22 protein-coding genes are annotated in these 23,142 nt (G+C 56.9%); 8 read left to right on the top strand and 14 right to left on the bottom strand.

The features are described from left to right. Positions 1-58: 58 nt before the first annotated feature. Positions 59-1,069, bottom strand: a complete 1,011-nt coding sequence (locus PSV40_RS15605) for a LacI family DNA-binding transcriptional regulator (protein WP_300539668.1) — start codon at positions 1,067-1,069, stop codon at positions 59-61. A gap of 355 nt (positions 1,070-1,424) precedes the next feature. On the opposite strand from PSV40_RS15605, the gene PSV40_RS15600 reads away from it, so the two are divergent. From PSV40_RS15600 to PSV40_RS15570, 7 genes are all read left to right on the top strand, one after another. Next, positions 1,425-2,660 (top strand): extracellular solute-binding protein, encoded by a 1,236-nt coding sequence (locus tag PSV40_RS15600; RefSeq protein ID WP_300539495.1) that lies wholly within the window; start codon positions 1,425-1,427, stop codon positions 2,658-2,660. Positions 2,661-2,726: 66 nt separating this feature from the next. After that, positions 2,727-3,689 (top strand): sugar ABC transporter permease, encoded by a 963-nt coding sequence (locus tag PSV40_RS15595; RefSeq protein WP_300539493.1) that lies wholly within the window; start codon positions 2,727-2,729, stop codon positions 3,687-3,689. Next, positions 3,689-4,516 carry a carbohydrate ABC transporter permease gene (locus PSV40_RS15590; RefSeq protein ID WP_300539490.1) on the top strand — a complete coding sequence of 276 codons (828 nt, stop codon included), beginning with the start codon at positions 3,689-3,691 and terminating at the stop codon, positions 4,514-4,516. Before PSV40_RS15595 ends, PSV40_RS15590 begins: the two co-directional genes overlap by 1 nt. 28 nt (positions 4,517-4,544) lie before the next feature. Continuing rightward, positions 4,545-5,732, top strand: coding sequence for an ABC transporter ATP-binding protein (locus PSV40_RS15585; RefSeq protein WP_300539488.1), 1,188 nt, complete (start codon positions 4,545-4,547; stop codon positions 5,730-5,732). A gap of 12 nt (positions 5,733-5,744) precedes the next feature. Continuing rightward, complete coding sequence (locus tag PSV40_RS15580; protein WP_300539485.1) at positions 5,745-6,953, top strand: CoA transferase; 1,209 nt, start codon at positions 5,745-5,747, stop codon at positions 6,951-6,953. Then, complete coding sequence (locus PSV40_RS15575; protein ID WP_300539482.1) at positions 6,950-8,098, top strand: extracellular solute-binding protein; 1,149 nt, start codon at positions 6,950-6,952, stop codon at positions 8,096-8,098. The genes PSV40_RS15580 and PSV40_RS15575 overlap by 4 nt, the downstream gene beginning before the upstream one ends. 37 nt (positions 8,099-8,135) lie before the next feature. Further along, positions 8,136-8,903: an enoyl-CoA hydratase/isomerase family protein gene (locus PSV40_RS15570; protein WP_300539479.1), complete on the top strand. Its 768-nt coding sequence runs from the start codon at positions 8,136-8,138 to the stop codon at positions 8,901-8,903. 206 nt (positions 8,904-9,109) lie between these two features. Here the strand turns inward: PSV40_RS15570 and PSV40_RS15565 are convergent, their stop codons facing one another. Further along, complete coding sequence (locus PSV40_RS15565; protein ID WP_300539476.1) at positions 9,110-9,541, bottom strand: DUF4113 domain-containing protein; 432 nt, start codon at positions 9,539-9,541, stop codon at positions 9,110-9,112. Between the two features lie 61 nt (positions 9,542-9,602). Here PSV40_RS15565 and PSV40_RS15560 point away from each other — a divergent pair, with 61 nt between their 5' ends. Further along, entirely contained in the window at positions 9,603-10,037 is a 435-nt protein-coding gene (locus PSV40_RS15560; RefSeq protein ID WP_300539473.1) for a helix-turn-helix domain-containing protein, read from the top strand. Between the two features lie 118 nt (positions 10,038-10,155). On the opposite strand, the gene PSV40_RS15555 is transcribed toward PSV40_RS15560, so the two are convergent. From PSV40_RS15555 to PSV40_RS15505, 12 genes are all read right to left on the bottom strand, one after another. Then, the gene (locus PSV40_RS15555) at positions 10,156-10,368 is read right to left on the bottom strand and encodes a hypothetical protein (protein WP_300539471.1); all 213 of its coding nucleotides are present in this window, start codon (positions 10,366-10,368) and stop codon (positions 10,156-10,158) included. Beyond that, complete coding sequence (locus PSV40_RS15550) at positions 10,368-10,772, bottom strand: hypothetical protein (RefSeq protein ID WP_300539469.1); 405 nt, start codon at positions 10,770-10,772, stop codon at positions 10,368-10,370. Before PSV40_RS15550 ends, PSV40_RS15555 begins: the two co-directional genes overlap by 1 nt. A 56-nt stretch (positions 10,773-10,828) precedes the next feature. Then, positions 10,829-11,566, bottom strand: coding sequence for a Qat anti-phage system TatD family nuclease QatD (gene qatD, locus PSV40_RS15545; RefSeq protein WP_300539467.1), 738 nt, complete (start codon positions 11,564-11,566; stop codon positions 10,829-10,831). Continuing rightward, positions 11,566-12,828 (bottom strand): Qat anti-phage system QueC-like protein QatC, encoded by a 1,263-nt coding sequence (gene qatC / locus PSV40_RS22860; RefSeq protein WP_366915033.1) that lies wholly within the window; start codon positions 12,826-12,828, stop codon positions 11,566-11,568. Before qatC ends, qatD begins: the two co-directional genes overlap by 1 nt. After that, a complete protein-coding gene (gene qatB, locus PSV40_RS15540; protein ID WP_300539465.1) occupies positions 12,828-13,388 on the bottom strand; it encodes a Qat anti-phage system associated protein QatB in 561 nt (186 codons plus the stop codon). Before qatB ends, qatC begins: the two co-directional genes overlap by 1 nt. Before the next feature lie 305 nt (positions 13,389-13,693). After that, entirely contained in the window at positions 13,694-15,523 is a 1,830-nt protein-coding gene (locus PSV40_RS15535; RefSeq protein ID WP_300539463.1) for a P-loop NTPase fold protein, read from the bottom strand. 69 nt (positions 15,524-15,592) lie between these two features. After that, entirely contained in the window at positions 15,593-18,691 is a 3,099-nt protein-coding gene (locus PSV40_RS15530) for a type I restriction endonuclease (protein ID WP_300539460.1), read from the bottom strand. Positions 18,692-18,748: 57 nt separating this feature from the next. Further along, positions 18,749-19,351 (bottom strand): DUF2939 domain-containing protein, encoded by a 603-nt coding sequence (locus PSV40_RS15525; RefSeq protein WP_300539457.1) that lies wholly within the window; start codon positions 19,349-19,351, stop codon positions 18,749-18,751. 124 nt (positions 19,352-19,475) lie between these two features. Next, complete coding sequence (locus tag PSV40_RS15520) at positions 19,476-19,799, bottom strand: hypothetical protein (RefSeq protein ID WP_300539454.1); 324 nt, start codon at positions 19,797-19,799, stop codon at positions 19,476-19,478. An 18-nt stretch (positions 19,800-19,817) separates the two neighbouring features. Then, positions 19,818-21,008 (bottom strand): restriction endonuclease subunit S, encoded by a 1,191-nt coding sequence (locus PSV40_RS15515; RefSeq protein WP_300539452.1) that lies wholly within the window; start codon positions 21,006-21,008, stop codon positions 19,818-19,820. Between the two features lie 83 nt (positions 21,009-21,091). Continuing rightward, on the bottom strand, positions 21,092-22,909 hold the full coding sequence (locus PSV40_RS15510; RefSeq protein WP_300539449.1) for a class I SAM-dependent DNA methyltransferase: 1,818 nt from the start codon (positions 22,907-22,909) through the stop codon (positions 21,092-21,094). Then, a complete protein-coding gene (locus PSV40_RS15505) occupies positions 22,909-23,124 on the bottom strand; it encodes a hypothetical protein (protein ID WP_300539446.1) in 216 nt (71 codons plus the stop codon). Before PSV40_RS15505 ends, PSV40_RS15510 begins: the two co-directional genes overlap by 1 nt. Positions 23,125-23,142 lie beyond the last annotated feature (18 nt).

Raw genomic sequence — 23,142 nt, 5'->3', positions numbered from 1 at the left:
TAACGGCCGAGACCGAAGGCGACAAGCTGACAGGCAACGCAGCAAGTTGGAGCTGGCTTTAAGTGCTTTCTCTCACCATGAGTTGATAAGAAAGTTTGACTTTCTTCGCTTTTACTCTTGTTTCTGGCGTACCTGACCTGATGGCGTTAAGGCGTAGCAGGATGATGCGGGCCGCTTCTTCCCCGATTTGCACGCTTGGAACATTTATGGTCGTCAAGGCTGGCTTGAGCTCTCGGGCGATTTCGTAATCTCCAAAACCAGTAATGGCAAGGTCACCCGGTACTGATAAACCAAGAGCCTGACACGCAAGGAGTGCTCCCGAGGCGAAAAGGTCGCTTGAGAACATCATTGCATCGCAAGTTGGATACTGCTCCCGCGCCAGTCGCAGCAACTCTCTGCCGGAACTCATCTTGTAAGGCAGGTCATCCACAACCAATGTTCTCGGCTGCTCCGAGGGTAAGTGCTCCTTCATTCCGTCCAAGTACCCCTTCACACGGCTCTCGGCGCGGTCGTCGCCCTCGCGAATGGAGCCGACGAAAGCCGGCCTCTGGTAGCCCGCTCTTTTCAGATAGGCCACCATCTCGGTGATGGACCGCCGATTGGAGAATCCGACCAACTGGTCTATCGGCTTTTGCACCCAGTCCCAGCTCTCGACTACCGGAATACCCGCTTGCACCAACATTTCTTTCGTGGCCTTCGTATGCCGTGTCCCGATAAAAAAGAACGCGTCGGGGCGGCGTCCAAGCAGGCTGCGCACCAATGCCTCCTCGCGGTCCTCCTGATAATCAGTGTGACCAATGATGATTTGATAGCCCGCCGGAATCAGAATGTTGGAAAGCCCCTGTACGGTCTCGGCAAAAATTGATGCGGAGATGACGGGTATCACTGCAGCAATGGTCATGCTGCGGTTTGAAGCGAGGTTGCTCGCTGCGAGGTTCTGCACATACTTCGTGGCACGCACAGCTTCGAGAACTTTTTCTCGAACATGCGGCGCGCTGCCTTCTGGCTTCCTCAGCACGCGAGACACCGTCTGGGCAGAAAAGCCTGCGACCTTCGCCACGTCGGCCATGGTCACGGTGTTTGTGCCTGGACGTGAGCGACTGTAGGGTTTCACAGCTTGTACTTTCATTGTGTTATTCGGCTCAGCGCTTCCAAGGCTAGTCATGGCAGCAATATAACGCAAAGTTAGCGCTAATTTTTAGTGGAAGGGCCGGCGCAACAGCGTTCCTTCGACGCTTACTAAAACGGATTCCAGCCCGGTCAAGGCGCCATTCTTGCCGTTTCAGGGTAAACCATCAGAACAACGCGCACTCACCATCTTGTATCTGTTGGGATTCATGTTGATACTATCATTAGCGCTAATCGTTAGCGCTAACTTAACCTGCGCTGCTTCACACGGCGCTCGAATATAGGAGACAACCCTCATGAAGACATCCTTCCCTGTGCCGCGTCGGACCCTACTCCTCTTGCTCGCTATCGCGCCGCTTGGGAACGCAGCCAACGCCGCTGACCCCAAGCAAGTCGTCACGTTCGCGGCAGCCAGCTTTGCTGAACCAGCCCGTGGCGAGAAAATGCGAGCCTGGATTGCGAAGTTCAATCAGAGTCAGGAAAAAGTCGAAATACAGCCCGTGACGATTCCCTTCTCGTCCTTTGTCAGCACTATCTTCACGCAGATGGGCGGCAACGCTGGCCCCGACTTGGTCCGTTTTGACTTACCTGAGTTCTACGCTGCAGCAGATGCCAAGCGCATAGCGCCTATGGACGAATACATCAAAGACGGTGATTTCAAGTTCTCGTCCCCCGACAAGTACATGAAGATTGCCGGTAAGCGTTATGGCGTCGTTTTCGAGGTCAGCAACTACTCGATGGTGTATAACACAGCGCTGGTGAAAAAGGCGCCCGCCAACTTTGACGAGTTCCTGGCATCGGCAAAGACCGCGACAGCCAATGGCAATTTCGGCTACGCCTACCGCGCAACAATGGCCGAGCGGGGAGGGTTCTGGTACGACCTGACCAACTACGTTTACGGGTTCGGCGGTCGCTGGAGCGATGCAAAGGGAAATCCAACGCTGAACAGCCCCAAGGTCATTGAAGGTGTCGTCGCATACAAGAAGGTTTATGACGCCGGTGTGATTCCCAGGGGGGCTGACGCATCCACCTACCGCCGCATGTTCGCGGAAGGCAAGATTGGCATGCAAATTGACAACGGTGGTGTCGCTGCGAATCTGGCTTCCCAAGGCAAGGAAATGCAGATGGCCGCAGCCCCGTCACCGTTCCCGACGCGCGCCCAGGGAATGATACTGGCGCCAATCACTATCAACGCCAACTCCAAGAACAAGGCTGCCGCGGCGGTGTTCCTCAAATGGATGCTGACGCCTGAAGCGCAACGGGAACTGCAGCAAATTCATGGAGCATCGAGCGTGGCAGTTGCTGTACAGCGCAGCCCTGAAGAAATTGCCAAATGGCCATGGATTCAGGTATATGACGACCAGACCGAAAATAGCGTTCCAGCACTGCCTCAAGGCCTTGAGACAAAAGCGCCTGAAATCCAGCAGATTGTGATTGAACAGGTCATCAAGGTCCTTCAGGGCGGGGTCGACCCAACAAAGGCGATGAACGACGCGCAGAACATTGTGCTGTCTCGCGTCCTCAAGCGCTAACAGAATCGCGACCCTACCTCGATGCCCCGGCGGGCTAGGCGCTGGCCCGTCCCCACTGGAATTCCCATGAATACCAACCAATCCGCCCTCTCCGGCGCGGTGCCGGTCACAACCGAGCCTTCGCATGGAAAGAGCAAGGCGAAGCTCGACGGACATCCGCTGATGCCCTATTTGCTCGTGGCTCCCGCGACGCTATACCTGATTGTCTTTCAAGTTTATCCCCTGTTTCAGGAGCTCTGGCTCAGCTTCACAGCGACATCGCTGTTGAATTCCAGCCAAAGCCAGTGGATAGGTCTCGAAAACTACAGGGAGTTGTTCAGCGACCCGGATTTTCGAAAATCCATTCTCATTACGCTTGTCTATACCATCACCTGCGTATTCTCCGCCGTGACTTTGGGGCTCCTATCGGCACTGCTGCTGGACTCGCCATTCTTCGGACGTGGATTTGCTCGGGCCGTCGTCACCATTCCCTGGGCAGCCCCGCCGGTTGCCGTGGCGCTCGTTGCAATCTGGATTTACAACGCCCAGTACGGCATCTTTGGCCATATCCTGCGCTTCTTCGGAATCCAAGCCGGAACAGTCAACTGGCTGGACAGCCCCGAGCTTGCGCTGGTGGCGGTTCTGTTGACAACTGTCTGGCAAATTTTTCCGTTCGCGTCAGTCGTGTTGCTGGCCGCCCTACAGGGCGTGTCCCATGAGCAGCGCGAGGCCGCCATCATCGACCGCGCGGACCGACTGAGCGTATTCAAAGCCGTCGTATGGCCGACTATCAAGCCGTCCGTCATGTTGCTGGCATTGTTTTCCACCATCTGGTCGCTACGAAGGTTCGACCTGATTTGGCTGCTAACTCAAGGTGGTCCCGTGGGCTCGACCAACACGTTGGTGATTGATGTGTATCGGCGAGCCTTCGTTAACCAACAACTGGGCCAAGCAGCTACCGTTGGCATGGTTGGTGTGGCTATTGCGCTTGTGGTGACTGTCATCTACTTTCGCTATACGGCTAATGTGGAAAAGGCGGGAGAACGCTGATGAACTACGCTACCCGACATTCAATTCGAATGCTACTGGTCATTGCACTTCTTGGTGCAGCCGCCTTCCCCATCTATTGGATGCTCGTGACATCCCTGACGCCCTCCAGTCAGCTGTTCACCGACAGTCCGCGATTGGTGCCCCAGTTTCCCCAGTGGCATGTTTACAAAGACGTTTTCTCCATCAAGCCTGTTGGGACTTGGCTTTTAAATAGTGCCATCGTCGCTCTTGGCACGACCGTCTTCAGCATTGCACTGGCTGTCTTTCCGGCATACGCACTTTCACGGTTTCGCTTCAAGGGGAAGGGCTCATTGAGCTTTGGCTTGTTTACGACCCAGATGCTACCCGAGGCCATGCTTCTGGTGCCGCTTTACGCCATCTTCGGTCAGCTGGCCCTGCTCAATACCTTGAGCGGCCTGATTCTTGCCAACACGGCCTTCACCGTGCCGGTCATCATCTGGATTCTGAAAGGAGCCATCGATGGAGTGCCACTGGAAATCGAAGAGGCCGCGCGCATCGATGGCTGCTCCCGCCTCGGGGTCATCTTGACGGTAGTCGTTCCGCTGATTGCACCCACTCTGGCTGCCGCTTCGGTCATCGCCTTCTTCCATGGTTGGAACGAGTACATCTTCGCCCAAACCTTCATCAACGAAGAACGGTTGCATGTGACATCTGTTGGCCTCGCCAGCTTTGTCGGCGAACTCAGCACCCCAATTGACGCCGTTATGGCCGTCGCAGTGATTTACACGCTGCCCGCCGTCGTGTTCTACCTCATGGTTCAGAAGCACGTCGTCGCAGGTATGACCGCAGGCAGCGTCAAGGGCTGACCTCACGAGTAAAGATTCAAGGAGAAAAATGGCTTCGATACAACTCAAAAGCGTCCTCAAAACCTTTGGTGACCGGCCAGTGGTCAAGGATATTTCGATTGACGTGAAAGACGGAGAGTTTCTCGTCCTTCTGGGCCCATCGGGCTGCGGCAAGTCCACTTTGCTGCGCATGCTCGCAGGGCTGGAAACCATCACCGGCGGTGAAATCCACATCAACGACCGCCGGGTGGACCAGCTTCCTCCGACGGACCGGGACATTGCGTTTGTGTTTCAGTCGTACGCGTTGTACCCCCATATGACGGTCCGTCGGAACATTTCGTTTCCACTCATCATGCGGGAACATCGTTGGTGGTTTCATTTGCCCATCATCGGCGGTATGGCCAGGCGGCGCATTGAGCGCTCGGCGGAGGTTGCTCAACTTGTGGAGAAGACAGCCAAGACTCTCGCGCTGACCGATTGGCTGGACAAGTTCCCGCGGACCTTGTCGGGCGGTCAACGCCAACGCGTGGCTTTGGGCCGTGCCATGGTGCGCCAGCCGCAAGTGTTTTTGATGGATGAACCGCTGTCCAACCTAGATGCGAAGCTGCGAACCTCCATGCGTTCGGAGATTTCCAAACTGCACGAACGCGTGGGCGGCACCTTTGTTTATGTGACCCATGACCAGGTCGAAGCCATGACCATGGGCACTCGGATTGCGCTACTGAAGGACGGCGTTGTCCAGCAACTTGGGACGCCGCGGGAAATCTACGAGTCACCAACGAATGTCTATGTGGCACGCTTCATCGGTACGCCACCGATGAACCTGTTACATGCCGAAATCCGCAGTGACATGGTGCACATCGGGAATTACGTTTTGCCTCTGCCCTCGCATCTTCGTGCCGTGTTACCTGGACCGTACGAGGGCCCCATCGTGATTGGCGTACGCCCCAATCAGTTCAGCATCGCTGCTGACACGGCCGGCATGCCCGGACTGGTGTCCTTGGTGGAGCATGTCGGCGCCGAGTCGGTGGTCGCAATCACGCTTCATGGCGTGAAGACCGCGCACGATGAAGATGCATCCACCCCACACGAGGTCATGGTGACCTTCCCCGGCTACACGCCTTTGACAAATCGCCAGCCGGTATCGCTGCAAGTGAGTCTTCACGAAGCAGTCCTCTTCTCGGCCAAGACAGGTGAAAACCTGGACCTGACTTCTTCTCCAAAAACCGTTTCTTAACGAAGAATCATCATGACTGCACCCCTTACCAACATCCTTCAAGGCTACCGCGTCCTCGACTGTTCGATTGCAATGGCTGGCCCGTTTGCAGCTCAGCGCCTGGGTGACCTCGGTGCCGATGTCATCAAAGTCGAGCCGGTCAACGGCGAATGGCAACGCCACATTTCTGCGGGAGGAGCCAAGGGTAACCGCATCAACGTCTCGTTCCTCTCATTGAACCGCAACAAGCGCAGCTTGGCGGTTGACCTGAAGCAGGAGGAAGGCAAGGACGCGCTTTACGAGTTGGTGCGCACCTCGGACGTATTTTTACAGAACTACCGCCCAGGTGTAGCGAAGCGGCTGGGCGTCGACTACGAGACGCTCTCCGCTATCAATCCAAAGCTGGTGTATGTGTCGATGTCGGGGTATGGGGAAGACGGCCCGTACAAACAGCGACCGGGGCAGGACTTGCTGCTTCAGGCAATGAGTGGCGCGATGTTGTCCACCGGCCGAGCCGGCGAACCTCCGGTACCCGCTGGCCAGTATGTGGTCGACGCCGTCACTGCCTCCACGGCATTCGAAGCAGTATTGGCCGCTTTGCTTTACCGCGAGCGCACCGGCGAGGGTCAGTTGGTTCAGGTCAACATGCTCGACGCAATCGTGGCGCTGCAAATGCAGGAGTTCTCCATATACACCGTGGCCAATAAGCCGCAACAGCGCGGTGCCGAGCCGCATGCCCACGTCTACATCCGAGCGCCTTATGGCATCTTCGCCACCAGCGACGGTTATATCGCCCTTGCTTTCCCGAGCATGAAAACGCTCTCACAGGTCATTGACGCGCCGGAGCTGGCCGAACTGGATGACGAAGTCGATACTTTTACCCGCCGGGATTACATATTTGCCACCACTAGGGAGAAGCTTCTCCATAAAACGTCGGTGCAATGGCTGGATAAATTCGGTGCGACAGACGCCTGGGCGGGTCCAGTGTTGGGCTACGAAGACGTCGTCAACGACCCCCAAATCAAGCACAACGGAACATTCGTAGAGTACGAGCATCCGACCGAAGGCAAGGTCAAGACCCCGGGCTTTCCCATCAAGTTCTCGAAGACCCCATCCCGCGTGACACGCGGCGCACCGCTGGCAGGGCAACACACCCGTGAAATCCTCGGAGAGTTGGGCTGGAGCGACGACCGTGTCAACGCACTCTTGAAATCCCAAACGCTCGGTGAACAGACGCTGTGAGCCGAATCAACTCCTATGTCGGGCTGACGTGGGACCATCCGCGTGGCTATGTGGCGCTCGAGCGCGCGGCTGCGCAAGCCCAGGCTAAAGGCCTGAGCCTGCGTTGGGAGCGCCAGCCGCTGGAAGGCTTCGAATCCCATCCCATCGAAAAGCTCGCGGAGCGATACGACGTCATCGTGCTCGACCATCCGCATCTGGGAGACGCCGTGCACGGCCAATGCCTGCAGCCACTGGAGTCCATTTTTGATGCCACCGACATAGCGCAGTGGCGCGCGCAGAGCATTGGCCAAGCTTTCGCCAGCTACGGCTATGCCGGCCAGCACTGGGCGTTACCGCTGGATGCAGCGTCACAGGTCGCCGTCATGCGACCGGACCTGATTGAGGAACCGGCACCGAAATCTTGGGTGCAGGTGGGTGAGTTGGCGGGTCGTCATGATGTATGCCTTTCACTGGCAGGGCCCCACGCGCTTCTTACATTGTTTAGCATCAGTGCAGCCTTCGGGGAAGCGCCAGTCTCCCGTGGGCCGGAGACCCTGTTGGTCGGCGATGGCGCGGTTCAAGCATGGGATGTCCTGAGCGAGTTGTACGGCAGGAGCTTCAAAGGCTGGCTGGGCAAAAATCCCATCGGCCTTTTGCAGGCGATGTCGCAGAACACTGAAGCCGTCTACTGCCCCTTGGTTTTTGGGTATGTGACCTATGCCGCACCCTCCGATGGGAGCCATCGTCTGCAGTTTGTCGACGTCCCTGCGGGTCCCGGCGGACTGCTCGGGTCAACGCTGGGAGGAACTGGTATAGGCATCAGCCGTCGCACTAAAGTCAACGACCAGTTGAAGGCTCACTTGGTCGACCTGCTGAGTCTGCGTACCCAAGCTCAGTACATTCCGTTTGCCGACGGGCAGCCAAGCGCTCGAAATGCTTGGGCTGATACGGCGGTCAATACCGCCTGGAACGACTTCTTCGCTGGAACAAGTGCCACGCTGGAGAAAGCCCTTGTACGGCCGCGCCACCCCGGGTACGTGCCGTTCCAGACCCAAGCGTCTGCCCTTGTGCGCCAGGCGCTCGAAGACCATCATTCGGCAGCCCAGATTCTGGGGGCCCTGCAGGCTCTATACGAGCAACACCGACCTCCAAACAGCGAAGTCTGACCGCCCCCATCCCTTTGCAACATTAAAGAGGCTAGAAGTGGAACACATCAAATTTGAGGTCCGAGACCACGTCGGTACCATCACTCTAAATCGTCCAGAGAAGCTGAACGCTGTCACCCCAGAAATGTCTGACGCCCTTGTGGCGCATGTAACTGAATGGAATCGGCGCGACGATATTCGTGTCCTAGTTTTAGTGGCCGAAGGCGCAAAGGCCTTTTGTGCCGGAAGCGACGTGAAGGAACTGGACAAGTACAAGACGCCGTGGGAATTTCGAAATCGTCCGGACTATTGCGACGCTATTCGTAGCCTGGTAAAGCCGGTGGTTTGCGCCATCAACGGCTACGCATTGGGAGGCGGTCTAGAAACCGCAATGTCTTGCGATATCCGCATCGCAGCGGATACCGCTGTGCTGGGCTCACCAGAGGTAAAACTTGGATGGATTGGCGGCGGCGGCATGGCCTATATGCTGGCGCACAGTGTCGGTGCTTCCAACGCATCGATGATGCTCATGACTGGTGATTTCATTTCCGCACAACAGGCACTGCAGTGGGGCCTGGTGAGCGAATTGCATCCACTGGCCGATTTGCATGCGCGCGCGCAGCAGATTGCAACGACCATCGCGTCACGGCCACCCATCGCGGTCGAAACTGCTAAGGCCAACATGCGTGCGGCTTACACCCTGCCGCTTGAAGCAGCGATTCAGTACGAGCGCGATTTGCAGACAATTTGTTTCGCAACGGAGGACGCTGCAGAAGGTCGAACGGCGTTCAAGGAGCGCAGGCCAGCAGTCTTCAAACGCAGATAGGCAAGGCTGGGACGAGCCGCTCGAGGCCCAAGACCGCGCACCTCGTAAAGCTGCTTGGGCGAGGGCAGTAGCTGCCATTTGTATCGCTCCAGGTCTTGAGCAATCCTTTAAACTACATTTTCGGTTCTGTTTTTTGTGTTGAGGTCGGTGTCTGTCGCAACCCGCCCAGCTACCGAGCGCGCGAAAGCGCCGTCAAACAGCGGTTTCTAGGCTCGCGCCACAGGCATGTCTTCCCAGCACGTCATATAGGCGGGAGTTCGCCTTTCCTGCTTCATTGACCAAGCTCGCGCATCACCCGCAAGCCCAGCGCTCGCCATCAAGACCATGCCGCGGCCGTATTTCTGATTGATGCCGTCCAGCGCACTCATCAACCCCCGCCTGTCAGGCGCAACGTCATCATTCTCAAAGTCGAGCTCATGTTGGTGCAGCGCGTCCGGCGCCAGGTCCATCAACATCACCCCGGCCTTAGCCAGCTTGAAGCCGGGCTGAAAGACGGAGCGCAGGCCTGCCAAAGCCGCAGCGACAAGAGCTCCAGTGTCGGAGGATGGGCGGCGCAAAGGCACGGATATGCCACGGGAATACTGAGCTTCCTGCCGGAACGGGCTGGTACGAATGAAAACATACACCTGACCGGCCACGCACGCATGCTGTTGCTAACTATCGAATGAAGCAGTTGGGGTATGAGTAATAATGCGACTCATGACCAACCTCGCCACAACGCTTAAAGCTGAGATTTCCCGTGTAGCCCGCAAGGAGTTGAGGGGTGACATGGACTCGCTGCGAAAAGCTGTCTCGCACCAGCGTTCCGAGATTGCCGCATTGAAGCGGAAGACAGCGGAGCTGGAGCGACTGACCCGTCAGCTCATGAAGGTGAGCAAGACAAAAACGCCATCTCCGGAGGGGGAGACGGATGGGGGTGGCCAGCTTCGGTTCCAGGCCAAGGGCTTCGGCTCTCTACGGAAGAAGCTCGGGTTGTCAGCACAAGAGATGGCCAAACTTTTGGGCGTCTCTAGCTTGTCGGTCTACAAATGGGAGTCCGGCAAGGCGACTCCGCGCAATAACCACATTCAGGCTATTGCCGCTATTCGTAAGCTCGGCAAACGTGAGGCACGAGCGAAACTGGCGGAGTTGTAGCGTCCGATTGTTGAGTTTAGGCCTTGCGGTGCGCGATTGAGTAGGAGGCCCCGCCACCATCGCCAAAGGTTCGCAACATCGCTGTCAAGGCTTTTTAAATGGAGTCGATTAAAAGAGCTTAGGTACTCCAACTGATGTTGAAGTAGTGCTTAAGCAAGCCAAAGAAGACATCAGTGTCTACTAAGGTGGAAATTCCAACTTCAGTATTCACAAGCTTGCCGAGTAGCAGGGCGCCCAGTCCGCGGTTCTTTTCCTCGACAGTGATAAAGCCGTATTTTTTCCCCAAACTGACCGCTGAAAAATCAAAGAGCTTACTGTTCTTCAGCAGCATTAACCGGCTCTCTTTCGGATGTATGCGCCACCCTCATAGACGAAGAAACCCAACTCTGCGACCTGTGACGTGTATTTTTTGACCCGAGCATCCCACGTCTGTTGGGAGATTATCGAGAAGATTTTTTCAACGTGCTCTACGCTAGAAATCTTGCTGTTAGAGAGCCAGGTGGGTTGCTCAGAGACCTGCAGTTCCTCACCTGACTTCGTAATGAACATTACGGAGATGGAGTGATGGTAATCAGAGCCCACCAAGACTACTTTGTGCTCAAGGACGCTGCGAAAAATCCGTGTTTCAATCACATCTTCGAACTTGTACTGCCGATTTCGATATGTAAAACCATCAGCCGCCAGATTGAATCCAGTTTCCTCAATGGTGTTCTTTTTTTTAAAGGCAGAAACCACGTATTACCCCCTAAATCCAGTTGTTAATCGGCGCCCCAATTGCGTGGTTCAGTGCCCTAAGACAGCTGCATTAGGTCTAGAAGGCGAAGAGAGTTATTTTCTAAAACATGCATGGCGTTATCTATAGGTACAGACCAAGCCTCCGCGAGGTACCGTGCCGTTTCCGGCATACTCCACGGCATTATCGGCTTCCCGCCTAGCTGCGCAAAGGGGCCATCGCTCTCTGGAACTACTCGGTCTCTCGGAAGCCTCGCCGCTAATGCTCGACCGCTTTTCGAATTGAACATTGCGGGCCCGACGCTGAACCAGCAGCCCTGTGCGTCGGCAGCCTTCAACTCCGCTGCTGTACCCGAGAACCAATGAAGGACGGCCGTACCAAACCGCGGGTGCATGCTCAATTCTGCCAATACATACGTGACCGCCTGTCTGGAGTGGATGCTGAGCGTGCGGCCTCCGAGTTCCTCGCACCTCGCGACGACCGCGCTGAAGACCTTGTGCTGAACCTCGTATGTAGCTCGAAACCGCGAGGACCCGTCGAGTCCAACTTCCCCGACTGCGCGCACGGTGGCTATCTGCTTAAGCAGCAGGTCTAGTTCCCCGAATCTCTCATGGGCAATCTCAGGGTGCAACCCCGGAGTGATAAGGACATTTGACGAAGACCCCAATATACGTGAAGTTGCCTCGAAGGCCTTAGGACTGGTTGTTACCAGCCAAGTAAACGCGTTGCGCCGACACGCTTCTTTGTAGACCTCTCTGGCGTTTGGATAAAGGTCAAGGTGGCAGTGAAAGTCCATCACAACAGCCCGTCTGCGTGAAGCAGTGTTTCAAGCTCAGTGACGCCTGCCGCAAGCATATTTCTGTACGCCCGTCGGTCATCAGGCGACGCAAAAGCCAGTGTCGCCCCAAGGAATCTGTCTAGGCCATGGGTACGAACCGTAAGGACAGCCAGCGCAGCCGCCATCGGGTCATCGGGGCCACTGGACTTGTCAGATTGGGCGAGGGACGGGTAGACGTACCTAGTGGTGTCCGTCTGACGGCCCCAGGCCAGAAACGCACTCTTCCGAATCATGCATGGCACACAGCGCCCACAGTGCACGCGGTTGTAGGTCCGGAATCTGCCGCAGCTCGTGGAGTCGGCCGCCCAAGTGCGAAGCAGCTCTTGGTTTAGGCACTCCTGCAGCATTTGACCCTTTGTCTTGAAGCGATAGGGCAGTTCGAACTGAACAGGAACGCCCAGTCCTGTCAGGAGTTCCTGGAGCATTCCGATGAACAGCGGGTGCGCTGTCCGAGTGCTCAGACTGGCAACACGTCCCGGCACTAAAGGGGGATTGACGCAAATGAAGCCGTTCTCTGGCACGAATACTTGAACAGGTACAGCTGCGACCCTGGAGGCGGCGAGTACCGCAAAGCCATAGAAAGCCAAAGAACGTCCGCGTGTCGAGGGCTCGCGCTGGCCGCTGAAACTTATGCCGTGGCTCCATTGCTGGTGCGTCTCGCCGCCTCCGAGCATCGCTGCGTAGTCGCGCTGTCGCTGGGAATCCTCATGCGCAAGTTGCGACACGAACATCGGCCGACGGCCCTGCGCTAACAAGTCGATTCCACCAATGAGACTATCTAGACCTCCTGAAAGCAACGACACACAATCGCGTTCAAGGGGCGGGGCCTTACCGTCGGGCGGCGAAACTCCGCCCTCAACGAAGTGGAGCGTCCAGTAGTCACCGGTAAGCACCTTGAGCATGCTCTCGGCGTGCTGCTTCCAAGGTGCCCACAGGAGGGGTTCGTGCAATCCGACTGTGAGCTCTATGGTACGTGTCCAGCCGTCAGCGCTGGTGCTGCGAAGACAAGCCAGGTCGGCAGCGCAAACTGCTAGACAGAACTGAGTGAAGTCCCATGCTTGCGGGCTTGGCGCGAAACCCTTTCGCTTAAGCGACCCTCTCCACCCTTTAGCGATTGTGCCGACACCTTCCCGTTTGGCGCTTTTGAATAGGGCAAACGCCAGCTCGCCGTTTGCCAGGTGCGCTGGAAGGTGGTCAACCCCTGTACAGATAACTTTCATCATTCCGTGAATACCTCCAAAGCTGAGGCCAAGACCGCGCGGGCCAGGCGCTGCGGGTCCTGGTGTGCAGCGCTGTGCCGCTCCATGACAACGCGGACTTCCGCGTGCACGTACTCCTTGATGTCGTTGCGGTACATCTGTACTTGATGGGGGTCGTACTTGAGGCGCTCGTAGGTTTGGCCGAGCTGCAGGTCCATGCGGTTGCACACCTCGTTGGCGATGGTGAACGCTATGACTTCTGCGATTTGTTGGTCTGTAAGAGCGAAGATGTCGATGTCCGGGTTGGATTCATACAGCCTTCCTAGTGCTTCAGCGGCCGCATTTCGCAGGGACTCGTCGTCAATGCTGCCGGTATCTGGAAGAACCTCCTTCACCAGCTCCAGAGCAAGGTCGCTCGCAGACAGGTTCTCCGCCCTGACTCGTGCGACCCAGTCGACAACTTTGGGGTCGGTTCCATCGCGAGCCGAAGCGAGGAACTGGCCCAACTGACCAGCACCTTGAGCTGTACGACGCATCGTGGACGCGGCACGCGCCGGTCCCCCCATGCCTTTGTTGACCATACTCTTTGTCGCAGAACGCAACGAGTCGCGTCCACCGCCGGAAAGGTAGGCAGACATCTTGGTTCGCGCTTCAGCGAAGCGCCTGTCTGGGGCGAGTTCTGGGTCGGCAGGTGAGCCTGCGCCCGGCTCGGAAGGCTCTGGCGCTTCAGTGCTGCCGTCCGCTTGGTCCGCAGCAGCTCCGGATTCGCCGGCGCCTGAGGCCTCAGCGCTGGAGTTACCACCGGCGGCATCGGACTCTCCTGAGAGCCACTCCGGGTCAAAGGGTGAGCCCGCCCTTCCGCCCTTGCTTGATGTAGACGTTCCCATCAGTGGGTGTTCCTTTTTGCTTGTTGGATGGCGTTCTTTACAGGCTTAGCCAAGGCTGGTGACTCCTCCCACTTGTCAAGGACCGGGCGAGCCCAAATCTGCGCATACAAGGTTGGGACGATTCCGGGTCCGACATCTCCTAGCGGCGCTTGACTCAGAAGCGATGCTGCCTTCGCTCCGAGTTCGGGAAAAATCTTGCACGGCTCCACCAGGGGCACAACATCCTCAAATTGCCGCCACGTTCGTTTCGGCGCCTTCAGCAGCCAAGCTCTAGTCATGGCCGACTCAGCTTGAAGTGGGCCAGCAGAGCGAATCGCTTGTGCGAGGGGTTCGTTTGCACCTGTGGCAATCGCAAGCGCGTCGCGTAGCACTCTACCTTCCGGAGTCATGTTGTCGGAGCCAAAGTCTCGTGTAGCTGTATCCCGACTTAAATGCAGTAAGGGCCGGAGGTCGGTTTCACCGAGCGCAGGTTGCAACTGAAGCCATTCCTTTATGAAGACGGTGTCCTTGAATGGGTCTGGTAGAACGGTACCTTCTCTGGCCGCGGTCTCTGCCGTGCGGAGGGCATCGATGCGGCCATCCAGCGCGGAGGTGACCATAGCTGCAAGGGTATTGGCCAGCAGTTCGTCGCAGCGCTCCACCAGGTGCCACTTGGCCAGCGCGCGTATGTCCAATTCGATGCCCTGGGGTTTTGCGAGAGCGGACCTGAGATATACCGTGTTGAGAAAACGCTTCATCAGACGCGGGTTCGCATTGACACTGCTGGACTGGGTCAGCAACGGAGCCAAGCCCTCAGCCAGCTCCATTAAGACGAGCATGCGTGCATCGCCGACACCAACCTGCGCTTGGAGGAATTCAGTCGTGACGGCATCACCCTTCCAGCTAGTTCGGAGGCGCTCCGGAACTGCCAGTAACGCGGCCTCAAACCGGGCCTTGTCAAAATGCCCGTCTTCGTGTGCTCGCTGCATCAGTAGCAGAGCCAAATACGCCTTGGCTTCATTGACTCCGAGTCGAGGAACATGCAGCGGAACTTGGATGAGCTTATCGAAGTAGTTCGTAGCTATGTCGCTGGTAATTCCAGTTCCCTCGAAATGGACGCGCACAGCGCCCCGGATGAATTCGTTGTCTGCTGCCACGACAAAAGCGCTGCGCTTGAGGAAGAGCAGAAGGCGAATGGACTCCAAGGTTGAGATAGCCGTCTTAGGCAAACACCGGTCGAGGTCGTCTACGAAGACCACCAAGGTGATTTTCAACTCGTCCAGGAGTTCCTCGAGAGCATTACGAAAGGCTTGAATCTCGCTGGGCAAAGAAACCGGCTCAGCGGGCCTGAGCAGCGCAGCATCGTCCTTCTTGTCGTCGCCCTTGTCAGGCGTAAAAAGGCTCCCGGCCATACTAATAGCCCGCCCGATGGCACCAATCGGGATGCCGGTCACGATAGTCGCAGAGGCCTCGCCACCCATCTGCACCAATCGAAGCAAGTTGATACGCTGCAGGAGTCGCTTGGCCTTTTTTAGTAGGACTTCGTTTGAGGCCGTTTGACTTAGCACCTCATCGCCAACGAGCTGTAAAAGCGCGCTTCGGGCACCTTCAAAATCCTGATAGAGCCAGGGATTGAAGGTGACAACCACATACGTGTTTTCCCCCGGCACAGCGGCCTTGCTCAGCCGCTCCGCAATCATCCTGACAAGCGACGACTTGCCCATTCCCCAACCCCCAGAAACCCCGATGGAGAGGGGCGCGCCGTTCGCTTGCTGAAGGAGGTTTGCACAAGCGTCCGCAACGACGCCAAAGTTCAAGTAATCGACCGTTGTTTCATTGTCGTGCCACATGGTCCGCTCCTCCCGATTGTTCTAGTCTTACTGTTTTCATGAATCGCAACTTTGTGGCAGCTACGACTTTCATCTCGCGGAGGTGCCTGCAGTCTGCTGAAACTGCTTCCAAACCATCTTCGCGACCATCTTCTGCATAACGCCGAAGATGCGCTCGTCTTTCATTAGCTGGTCGGCAATGGTGTTGTGAGCATCTTGGGCCTCGATGACGATGTCGGTGAAGGCCTCCTTGAAGTCCCCCATTGCGAACTGCTCTTCGCTGTTGTTTCGCGCCTGAGCGGCCAACTTGTCGTTCGTTGCCAGCCGCCCCTGCCAGGTTGTCACGGCGCCGATAAAGTCGGACTCCGTGATGTGCCCGGAGAACAGGTCGTTCATCTTGTTGACAATCTCCTTCAGCGCAACGCGGATGTCCTCCGGGGCAGAGCCCGTGCCGGCCTCGCCGATGCCGGGGAGCTTCACCACCTCAGCCTTTTCCAAGTCAAGCTGCTGCTCTCCAAGCTTCTGCAGGCGGTAGTGGGTCAGCTTCACGTCCGAATCGAGCGTCAGCTGCCCTTTGCGACCTTCCTCGGCCAGCCGGGGCATGAGGTTTTTGCCGAAGACGAACAGCTTTTCCAGCTCGGGGTCGTCGTAGGGAATGATTTGGGACAGAAACTCGTACAGACGGAGAAACGAGCCCAGGTCTTTTCGGAACAACTCCCTCGGCTCATCCTCAAGCTCGACGTACCGGTCGAAGGCCGGCTTGAGTACACCATGCAGGGCACCTTGGGTCTTTACCTTGGGGTTGAAGAACGCTTCAGCGAAGGTCTCCACCTCGCTCCAGAAGTACACGCTGGCCTTGTTGAGCTTGGTCATCAGCTCGTGCACCAGGTTCGGGTCGGTCACTTCCTCGATTTGAGCAGTCCGGTAGTAGGGCTGGAAGCTGGCCAGGATTTCAGCTGGCTTGTTCACGAAGTCGAGGACAAAGGTGTCCTCTTTGCCGGGGTACATCCGGTTCAGGCGCGAGAGGGTCTGCACGGCTAGCACGCCAGAGAGGCGCTTGTCCACGTACATGGTGTGGAGCAGTGGCTGGTCAAAGCCCGTCTGGTACTTGTTGGCCACCAGCAGGATGCGGTATTCGTCTCGCTTGAATGCTTCTGACGGCTCCTGGCCCTTGATTTCTGGGTTGAGGTTCGATTCCGTGAACTCATCAGGACCAGAATCCGGGTCATCGACGGCACCAGAGAAGGCCACCAGGGTGTGCAGGTCCAGGTACTTCCGGTCCTTGATGTACTTGTCGATGGCCAGCTTGTAGCGCACGGCGGCCTTGCGGCTGTCAGTAACCAGCATGGCTTTGGCTTTGCCGCCAATCTTGGCGGCTACGTGCTCGCGGAAGTGCTCCACCACAACAACCACCTTCTGGGCGATGTTGTGCGGGTGCAGCTTGGCGTACTGGGCAAGGGCCATCTTGGCCTTCTTCTGGGGTAACAACTTCTCGTTGGCGATGGCCCCCAGGTTGTAAAACATGCCGTAGCTCGCGTAATGTTTGAGGACGTCCAGGATGAACTCCTCCTCGATAGCCTGGCGCATTGAATAGACGTGAAACGGTACCGGCTTGCCGTCGGCATCCTTGCGGCCGAAAAGCTCGAGGGTCTTGTTCTTGGGGGTAGCCGTGAATGCGAAGTAGCTGACGTTTTCCGGGCGCTTGCGAGCCGCGATGGCAAGGTTGATGACGTCTTCGGAAGTGAGGTCTTCCGGGTCAATCTCGACGCCCGCCTCGACGTGAATCGACTCACCCTCAATTACTTCCAGAAGCATCTTCGCGGGCTTACCCTTTGTCAAGGTCTCCCGGAGCTTGCGAGCAGCGGTGCCGGATTGACTGGAATGGGCTTCGTCCACTATCAGAGCGAAATTGCGTTTGCCCAGGTTGCCGACCTCATTGAGGATGAACCCGAACTTCTGCAAGGTTGTCACCACGATGGGTACTCCGTCGTTCAGAGCCTTGGCCAGCTGGGCGCTGTTTTCGCTAATGGTCTGAACTACCCCGGCCTTGTGCTCGAACTGACTGATGGTCTCCTGCAACTGCTTGTCCAGGACGCGGCGGTCGGTGACTACCACCACCGTGTCAAATACCTTCTTACCGTTTGCGTCATGCAGGTTGGACAACCGGTGACCAGTCCAGGCAATGGAGTTGGATTTGCCTGAGCCCGCGGAGTGCTGAATCAGGTAGTCCTTGCCTGGCCCCTCTGCCGCGGCAAACCGGACCAGCTCCTGGACGACTACCAACTGATGGAAGCGCGGGAAAATGAGGGTTTCTTTGGTGACCTTTTTGCCACCGAGCCCCTCGACCTCCTTGACCTCCAGGTGCATGAATTCGCCCAGGATTTCGAGCCAGACGTCCGGCTTCCAGACGTACTCCCAGAGGTAGTAGGTGGGGTAGCCCTTGCCAGGGGGCGCGGGTGGGTTTCCGGCACCGGCGCTGAACAGGTCCACGCCGTCCGGTTTACCCATGTTGAAGGGCAGGAAGTAGGTTTCGTCGCCGGCCAGCTTGGTGGTCATGAACACCAGGTCGGTTGACACAGCGAAGTGCACCAGGGCCCGGGTCTTGAATTGCAAGAGCGCTTCCGGTTCCTTGGCCTTGGGGTCCTTCGGTAGACGGTCGCGCTTGTACTGGTTGATGGCGTCGCGCGAACTCTGGGTCAGGTCGGTCTTGAGCTCGGCGGTGGCCACAGGCAGCCCGTTGACGAAAAGCACGATGTCGATGCTTTTTTCGTTGTGCAGGCTGTAGTGCAGCTGGCGAATGGCCGTCAGGCGGTTCTTCTTGTAATTCTCGAGCAGCTTCGGGTTCTTGCCATGGGCGGGCTTGAACTGGCAGAGGAAGAACTTTGCATCAACGTCTTTGAAGCCGTGCCGAAGGACATGCAGGGTGCCGTGGGTGTCGAGCTGCTTGGCCACACGTTTGAGGAACATAGCCTCGGACTGGCCGTTGTGCCAACGCTTGAACTTGGCCCATTCGACGGGCTGAGTTTCTTGCACAAACGCGAGCAAGTCGTCGCCGTAAATGGCGAGCTCCCGGTTGTAGCTCGGGGCGTTCTTAGGGTGGGTCTTGATGGCCCAGCCGCTGGCTTCGAGTTGGGCGCAGAGCTCGTCTTCGAAGACCCGCTCGGTGTGCACGTTAGAAGTAGTTGGCATGGCTCCCTTTATTTGTTGTTGCTCTATAGGCCTCGGCTTTATTCGCTCCGGAAATCTCTATTCTTTCAACGCCGGAAGCCTGAATTCGGTCAGTTTCCAGTCTGCGAACCCGCTGCGTTGGAACACCAGGCCGAGCTTCTCCTGGTTCGGGACCTCTGGCTTCATGGGGTCCGAGGCATAGGCGATGAGCTTGTCCACGCCTTTGCGTTCGTAAGCCCACTTGGGCTTGTCTTCCTGCGGTTCGGCTTTGGCTGTGACGTCGGGCTTGCCTGCAGGCGGTGTCGGGGCTGGGGAATCGCTTGGAGAGTTGGCTTTCGGAGCCAGTTGGCCATCTTGCATCGCCCGCATCACTGCTTCAGGACGAACCATGGCGTCAACGAATTGATTCACCATGGCCAGGCCTAACATGGCCCCCAACGCCGCAAAACCATTACCGGCATCCTCAGGCTTGACCAGCCGTTCCCCCATGATGGCTGCAAACTGACCTTTGAGGCTTTCGCGCAGCTTGGGATAGTCCACCCGCTCATTGAAAGCGTCGGCATCCTTCTTCTGGGCGGCCGATTGGAGCTGCCGCACGGCCAGGAACGGTGACCAGTACCAGTAGCCGGCGATGGTCAGGACAGCTGCGACCGCGGCGCCTTTGATTGTTTTCGATGTCATTGTTGCTGTCCCTGAAAATTATTCTGGTAGGTGGTTTCGACAGTGAGTACGGCACCAATTCGGAGGCCTCGAGAGTTTCCGGATGGGTGGAAGAAATAGGTGCTGCGAGGACCTCCACGCTCCTTCAGTCGTCATCGAGGCCCAGCCAGGAGCGGGCGTCCTGCCTGTGTCCGTCCGGGGTTTTCCAGCCTTCTTCACCGTAGTCAAAAATATCGCCATTCCTACCTTTAGCAAGAATGCGGCCCTCGACTCCTGCGACCACATCCACTTTCGACTGAAGCAGAAAAAACCCCAAGGGTGTGAGGCATTCCGTCGCTAAAACGGCAATGGTTGCAGCCTCTGCCTCGAGTACTTCGGGCCAGTAGCCAAATTTGGTTTTGAAACCGTTGAGCGCTTCGACGAACCTAACGGTAATGCCACCTGAGCTTTTAATCGTTTTTTGACTCATTGGTAATATTTACCTTGACTATTGTTGGAGTTCAAGTTGACTGGTGACGGCCGCTGAAATCAATGAGGAGCGGTACTCGCGGAGGCGGGCGATGTGCTCTACGGCGTGTTCAATCAGCATACTCGTGGCCATCGATGACCTCTGCAGTTCGGCAAGTAGTGCCTTACGCTCATTCGCCGGAGGCATGGGTATGGGCAATTCACGCACATTCGACTGGTTAATGGAAGCTAGGTTGGTACTCTGCTTTGAGCGGAGATAAAAATAAGCTCGTGCAGCGGCCGTCGAAGTGAAGCATGAAACCCATTCCGCAAGGCCAGGGTCCTCCAAGCGGACGGCGAATACGTGATTCTGATGAATGCAGGGCTCTATCTGGCCTCGCCATACTGCGCCGCGACCGAGCTTGTCGTTGTCGCCACCTTCATTCATTAAGACGTCATTCTTGTGAAGAAAGTATCGTGGAGCTTCGCTCGCCGCCACTTCGATGTCGTAAACCTCCGTCAAGTCCACGTAGCCGTCTTGCACATTGGCCACACGCAGGTAAGGCAGCGTGACAGTGTCCCGCTCCCCTAAATCTTTGCCCTTGGCGACTCCGGACCGTACTTCACCGAGGAATTTGAGCCTCTTGACTGTCCAACTTTTTGGAATATTGCCAATTTCAGGAAAGCTGCTTTCAACAAGTTCAGCTTGGAAATCGAGCCCGCGCGTCATCAAGTTCGAGGAATAGCTGTATTGGTACTCCTTGAGCCGTTCAACCAACTGCTCTTTCTCCGCAATCAGCGCATCAATCCGCGCCGTTTTGTCGTCAAGAAAGTTGGCGATTCTTTCCTGCTGGGCAGTAGGAATATCTGGTATCGGTAAGCGGGCCAGGATGGCTTCACTAAGGTTCTCCATTGTTGAGCCAACACTGTGAAGGCTCAACCAGTCAAGGGCTTCCCTGGTTTGCAGAAAGTAGCCAAGAAACCTGGCTACCAACACACTACTCACGCGAACGAGAAGGCTACCGGTACCGCAAAGAACGCCATCTTCGGCACTAGTCACCAGACCATAGCGCCCGAGTTCCCCTCGGCGGGCCAAAATCAAGTCACCTACTTTTGCGCGATACGCGACCATTCGAATCGCCACATTCTCCGGTACCTTCACCGCACTTTCGGTCAGAATCTTGCCACCACGAAGGTCTGATGGGTTCACTAGCGGAATTCCGTTATCCACGTACTCATCTGCCGAAAGAGCGGAGCCAAAAGGCCCCGTCTTCAATTCGACAACGCGATGTCTCAGTTGGACCGCCGACGGGGTCACGCCACCACCCCCTTCATAAGCTCCAGGAACCGCTTCTCCATCTCCAGAAGCTCATCCGCAATCACCTTCGGCTTGCGCGGAGCCTTGTAGACGTAGAAGTACCGATTGAAGTTGATTTCATAGCCGACCTTCCCGACTTGGCCGTCGGCCTCGTCCTTGATGTCCTTGTTTACCCTGGCATCCGGTACGTGGGGCAGCACCTCGCGCTTGAAATAGGCGTCAATGGACTCCGTGAGCGGGATGCTCTCGGTGTCGCGCAGGTCCTTGTCGTAGGGCTTCTCGCCCTTCTTGAACTTGCCAGTCTTGCCTTCGGCTAAGGGGCGGTCAACGGTGACTTTGCGATAGCCAAAGAACTTGTTTTCAAACAACTTGGACACAATGCGTGGCGGCTCGACCTCCGTTGGCGCTGCGCCGTTACCGTTCTTGACCGGCTCCTTGAACTCCAGGGAGAACGTCGCGTCCTCGGCAACCGTTGAATACACCTTGACGATTTCGGCAATTTGCTCGTCCGAGATTTGCACGCGCTTGTTGCCGAGAGACTTTTTCATCTTGCCGTACATGCGGGTGGCGTCAATCAGCTGGACCTTGCCCTTACGGTCCGCTCTCTTGTCGTTGTCAAGAATCCAGATGTAGGTGGCAATGCCGGTGTTGTAGAACAGGTCGTTCGGCAGCGCGATGATGGCATCGAGCATGTCGTTCTCGAGCACCCAGCGACGTATTTCCGACTCGCCAGAGCCGGCGTCACCTGTGAACAGTGGCGAGCCATTCAAGACGATGCCGATGCGGCCGCCGCCTTCCGCTGCCGGGCGCATCTTGGAAATCAAGTGCATCAGGAACAGCAGCGAACCGTCCGAGATGCGCGGCAGGCCAGGGCCGAAGCGACCGGCGAAGCCCTTCTTGTCATGCTCGGACTTGACGATGTCCAGGACCTTCTTCCAGTCGACACCGAATGGGGGATTCGAAGCCCCGTAGTCGAACTTCTCATTGGGGAAGCCGTCTGCGGACAGGGTATTGCCGCGCACGATGTTCTTGGGGTCCTGCCCCTTGATGAGCATGTCCGCCTTGCAGATGGCGTAGGACTCGTCGTTGAGCTCCTGTCCAAAAAGGCGGATAACCGCGGAGCTGTTGATGGACCGGGCCACTGCTTCGCCCACGGACAGAATGCCGCCGGTACCGGCAGTGGGGTCGTACATGGAGCGGACCACGCCGGGCTTGGACAGGGCCTCGTCATCGCCAGCAAACAGGCAATGCACGATGAGTTGGATGACCTCGCGAGGGGTGAAGTGCTCGCCGGCGGTCTCATTGGAGGCCTCTGCGAACTTCCGAATCAGCTCCTCGAACACGAGACCCATGGTTTCGTTGGGAAAGACATCCGGATGCAGGTCGATGTTGGCGAACTTCTGCACAAGCTGGAACAGTAAGTCCTTGTCTTCAAGCTCTGCAATGCGGTCGGTGAACTTGAAGCGCTCGAACACGTCGCGGGCGTCTTCAGAGAAGTCACCCAGGTAGGCGACCAAGTTCTGGCGAATGTGCTTCTGGTCGGCCAGCAGGCCCGGGAGCGTGAATTCGCTCGTGTTGTAGAAGGCTTGCTTGCTCTTGCGCTTGAGGAACGGGTCCAGGTTGACGCCGCTCTCTTTGCGTTTCTTGAACTCAGCCAGGACCTCCGGCTTCGTGTTCTCCAGCACGCAGTCAAGGCGCCTGAGGAGCGTGAAGGGAAGGATGACTTTGCCGTAATCAGATTGCTTGTAGTCGCCACGGAGGAGGTCGGCGACGGACCAGAGGAAGTTGGCGAGTTCGGAGAAGTTTTGGGCCATTAGGTCTTTTGATTGGATTTGTCGGTGGTCTTGGCTGGTACTGCAGGAATGGATGCGGGAGCGAGCTTCAGCTTTTTGGCGTGCTCGCGCACCATCACCTCGAACATGTTGGTGAGGCTTCGGCTTTCCGCTTCGGCGCACCTCTCCCAAAGGTCGCGTACCACCGGCGTCATCTTGAGTGTGGTTGCTACGGTTTTGCTTTTTGGACGAGGCATGAAAGATGCTGGAGGGTG

The organism is Polaromonas sp., assembly GCF_029945925.1.
Classification (GTDB): Bacteria; Pseudomonadota; Gammaproteobacteria; order Burkholderiales; family Burkholderiaceae_C; genus Polaromonas.
Note: the sequence above shows the minus strand (reverse complement) of the source record. Positions and strands in the feature narration are given on the sequence as shown.

What these genes read in the sequence shown, in the direction of transcription:
- PSV40_RS15535 (WP_300539463.1), bottom strand. Translation starts at nt 15,523, where the DNA reads ATGTGGCACGACAATGAAACAACGGTCGATTACTTGAACTTTGGCGTC.
- PSV40_RS15595 (WP_300539493.1), top strand. Translation starts at nt 2,727, where the DNA reads ATGAATACCAACCAATCCGCCCTCTCCGGCGCGGTGCCGGTCACAACC.
- PSV40_RS15605 (WP_300539668.1), bottom strand. Translation starts at nt 1,069, where the DNA reads ATGGCCGACGTGGCGAAGGTCGCAGGCTTTTCTGCCCAGACGGTGTCT.
- PSV40_RS15520 (WP_300539454.1), bottom strand. Translation starts at nt 19,799, where the DNA reads ATGAGTCAAAAAACGATTAAAAGCTCAGGTGGCATTACCGTTAGGTTC.
- PSV40_RS15600 (WP_300539495.1), top strand. Translation starts at nt 1,425, where the DNA reads ATGAAGACATCCTTCCCTGTGCCGCGTCGGACCCTACTCCTCTTGCTC.
- PSV40_RS15580 (WP_300539485.1), top strand. Translation starts at nt 5,745, where the DNA reads ATGACTGCACCCCTTACCAACATCCTTCAAGGCTACCGCGTCCTCGAC.
- PSV40_RS15555 (WP_300539471.1), bottom strand. Translation starts at nt 10,368, where the DNA reads ATGCTGCTGAAGAACAGTAAGCTCTTTGATTTTTCAGCGGTCAGTTTG.
- qatC (WP_366915033.1), bottom strand. Translation starts at nt 12,828, where the DNA reads ATGAAAGTTATCTGTACAGGGGTTGACCACCTTCCAGCGCACCTGGCA.
- qatD (WP_300539467.1), bottom strand. Translation starts at nt 11,566, where the DNA reads ATGGACTTTCACTGCCACCTTGACCTTTATCCAAACGCCAGAGAGGTC.
- PSV40_RS15530 (WP_300539460.1), bottom strand. Translation starts at nt 18,691, where the DNA reads ATGCCAACTACTTCTAACGTGCACACCGAGCGGGTCTTCGAAGACGAG.
- PSV40_RS15590 (WP_300539490.1), top strand. Translation starts at nt 3,689, where the DNA reads ATGAACTACGCTACCCGACATTCAATTCGAATGCTACTGGTCATTGCA.
- PSV40_RS15505 (WP_300539446.1), bottom strand. Translation starts at nt 23,124, where the DNA reads ATGCCTCGTCCAAAAAGCAAAACCGTAGCAACCACACTCAAGATGACG.
- PSV40_RS15510 (WP_300539449.1), bottom strand. Translation starts at nt 22,909, where the DNA reads ATGGCCCAAAACTTCTCCGAACTCGCCAACTTCCTCTGGTCCGTCGCC.
- qatB (WP_300539465.1), bottom strand. Translation starts at nt 13,388, where the DNA reads ATGGTCAACAAAGGCATGGGGGGACCGGCGCGTGCCGCGTCCACGATG.
- PSV40_RS15585 (WP_300539488.1), top strand. Translation starts at nt 4,545, where the DNA reads ATGGCTTCGATACAACTCAAAAGCGTCCTCAAAACCTTTGGTGACCGG.
- PSV40_RS15560 (WP_300539473.1), top strand. Translation starts at nt 9,603, where the DNA reads ATGACCAACCTCGCCACAACGCTTAAAGCTGAGATTTCCCGTGTAGCC.
- PSV40_RS15525 (WP_300539457.1), bottom strand. Translation starts at nt 19,351, where the DNA reads ATGACATCGAAAACAATCAAAGGCGCCGCGGTCGCAGCTGTCCTGACC.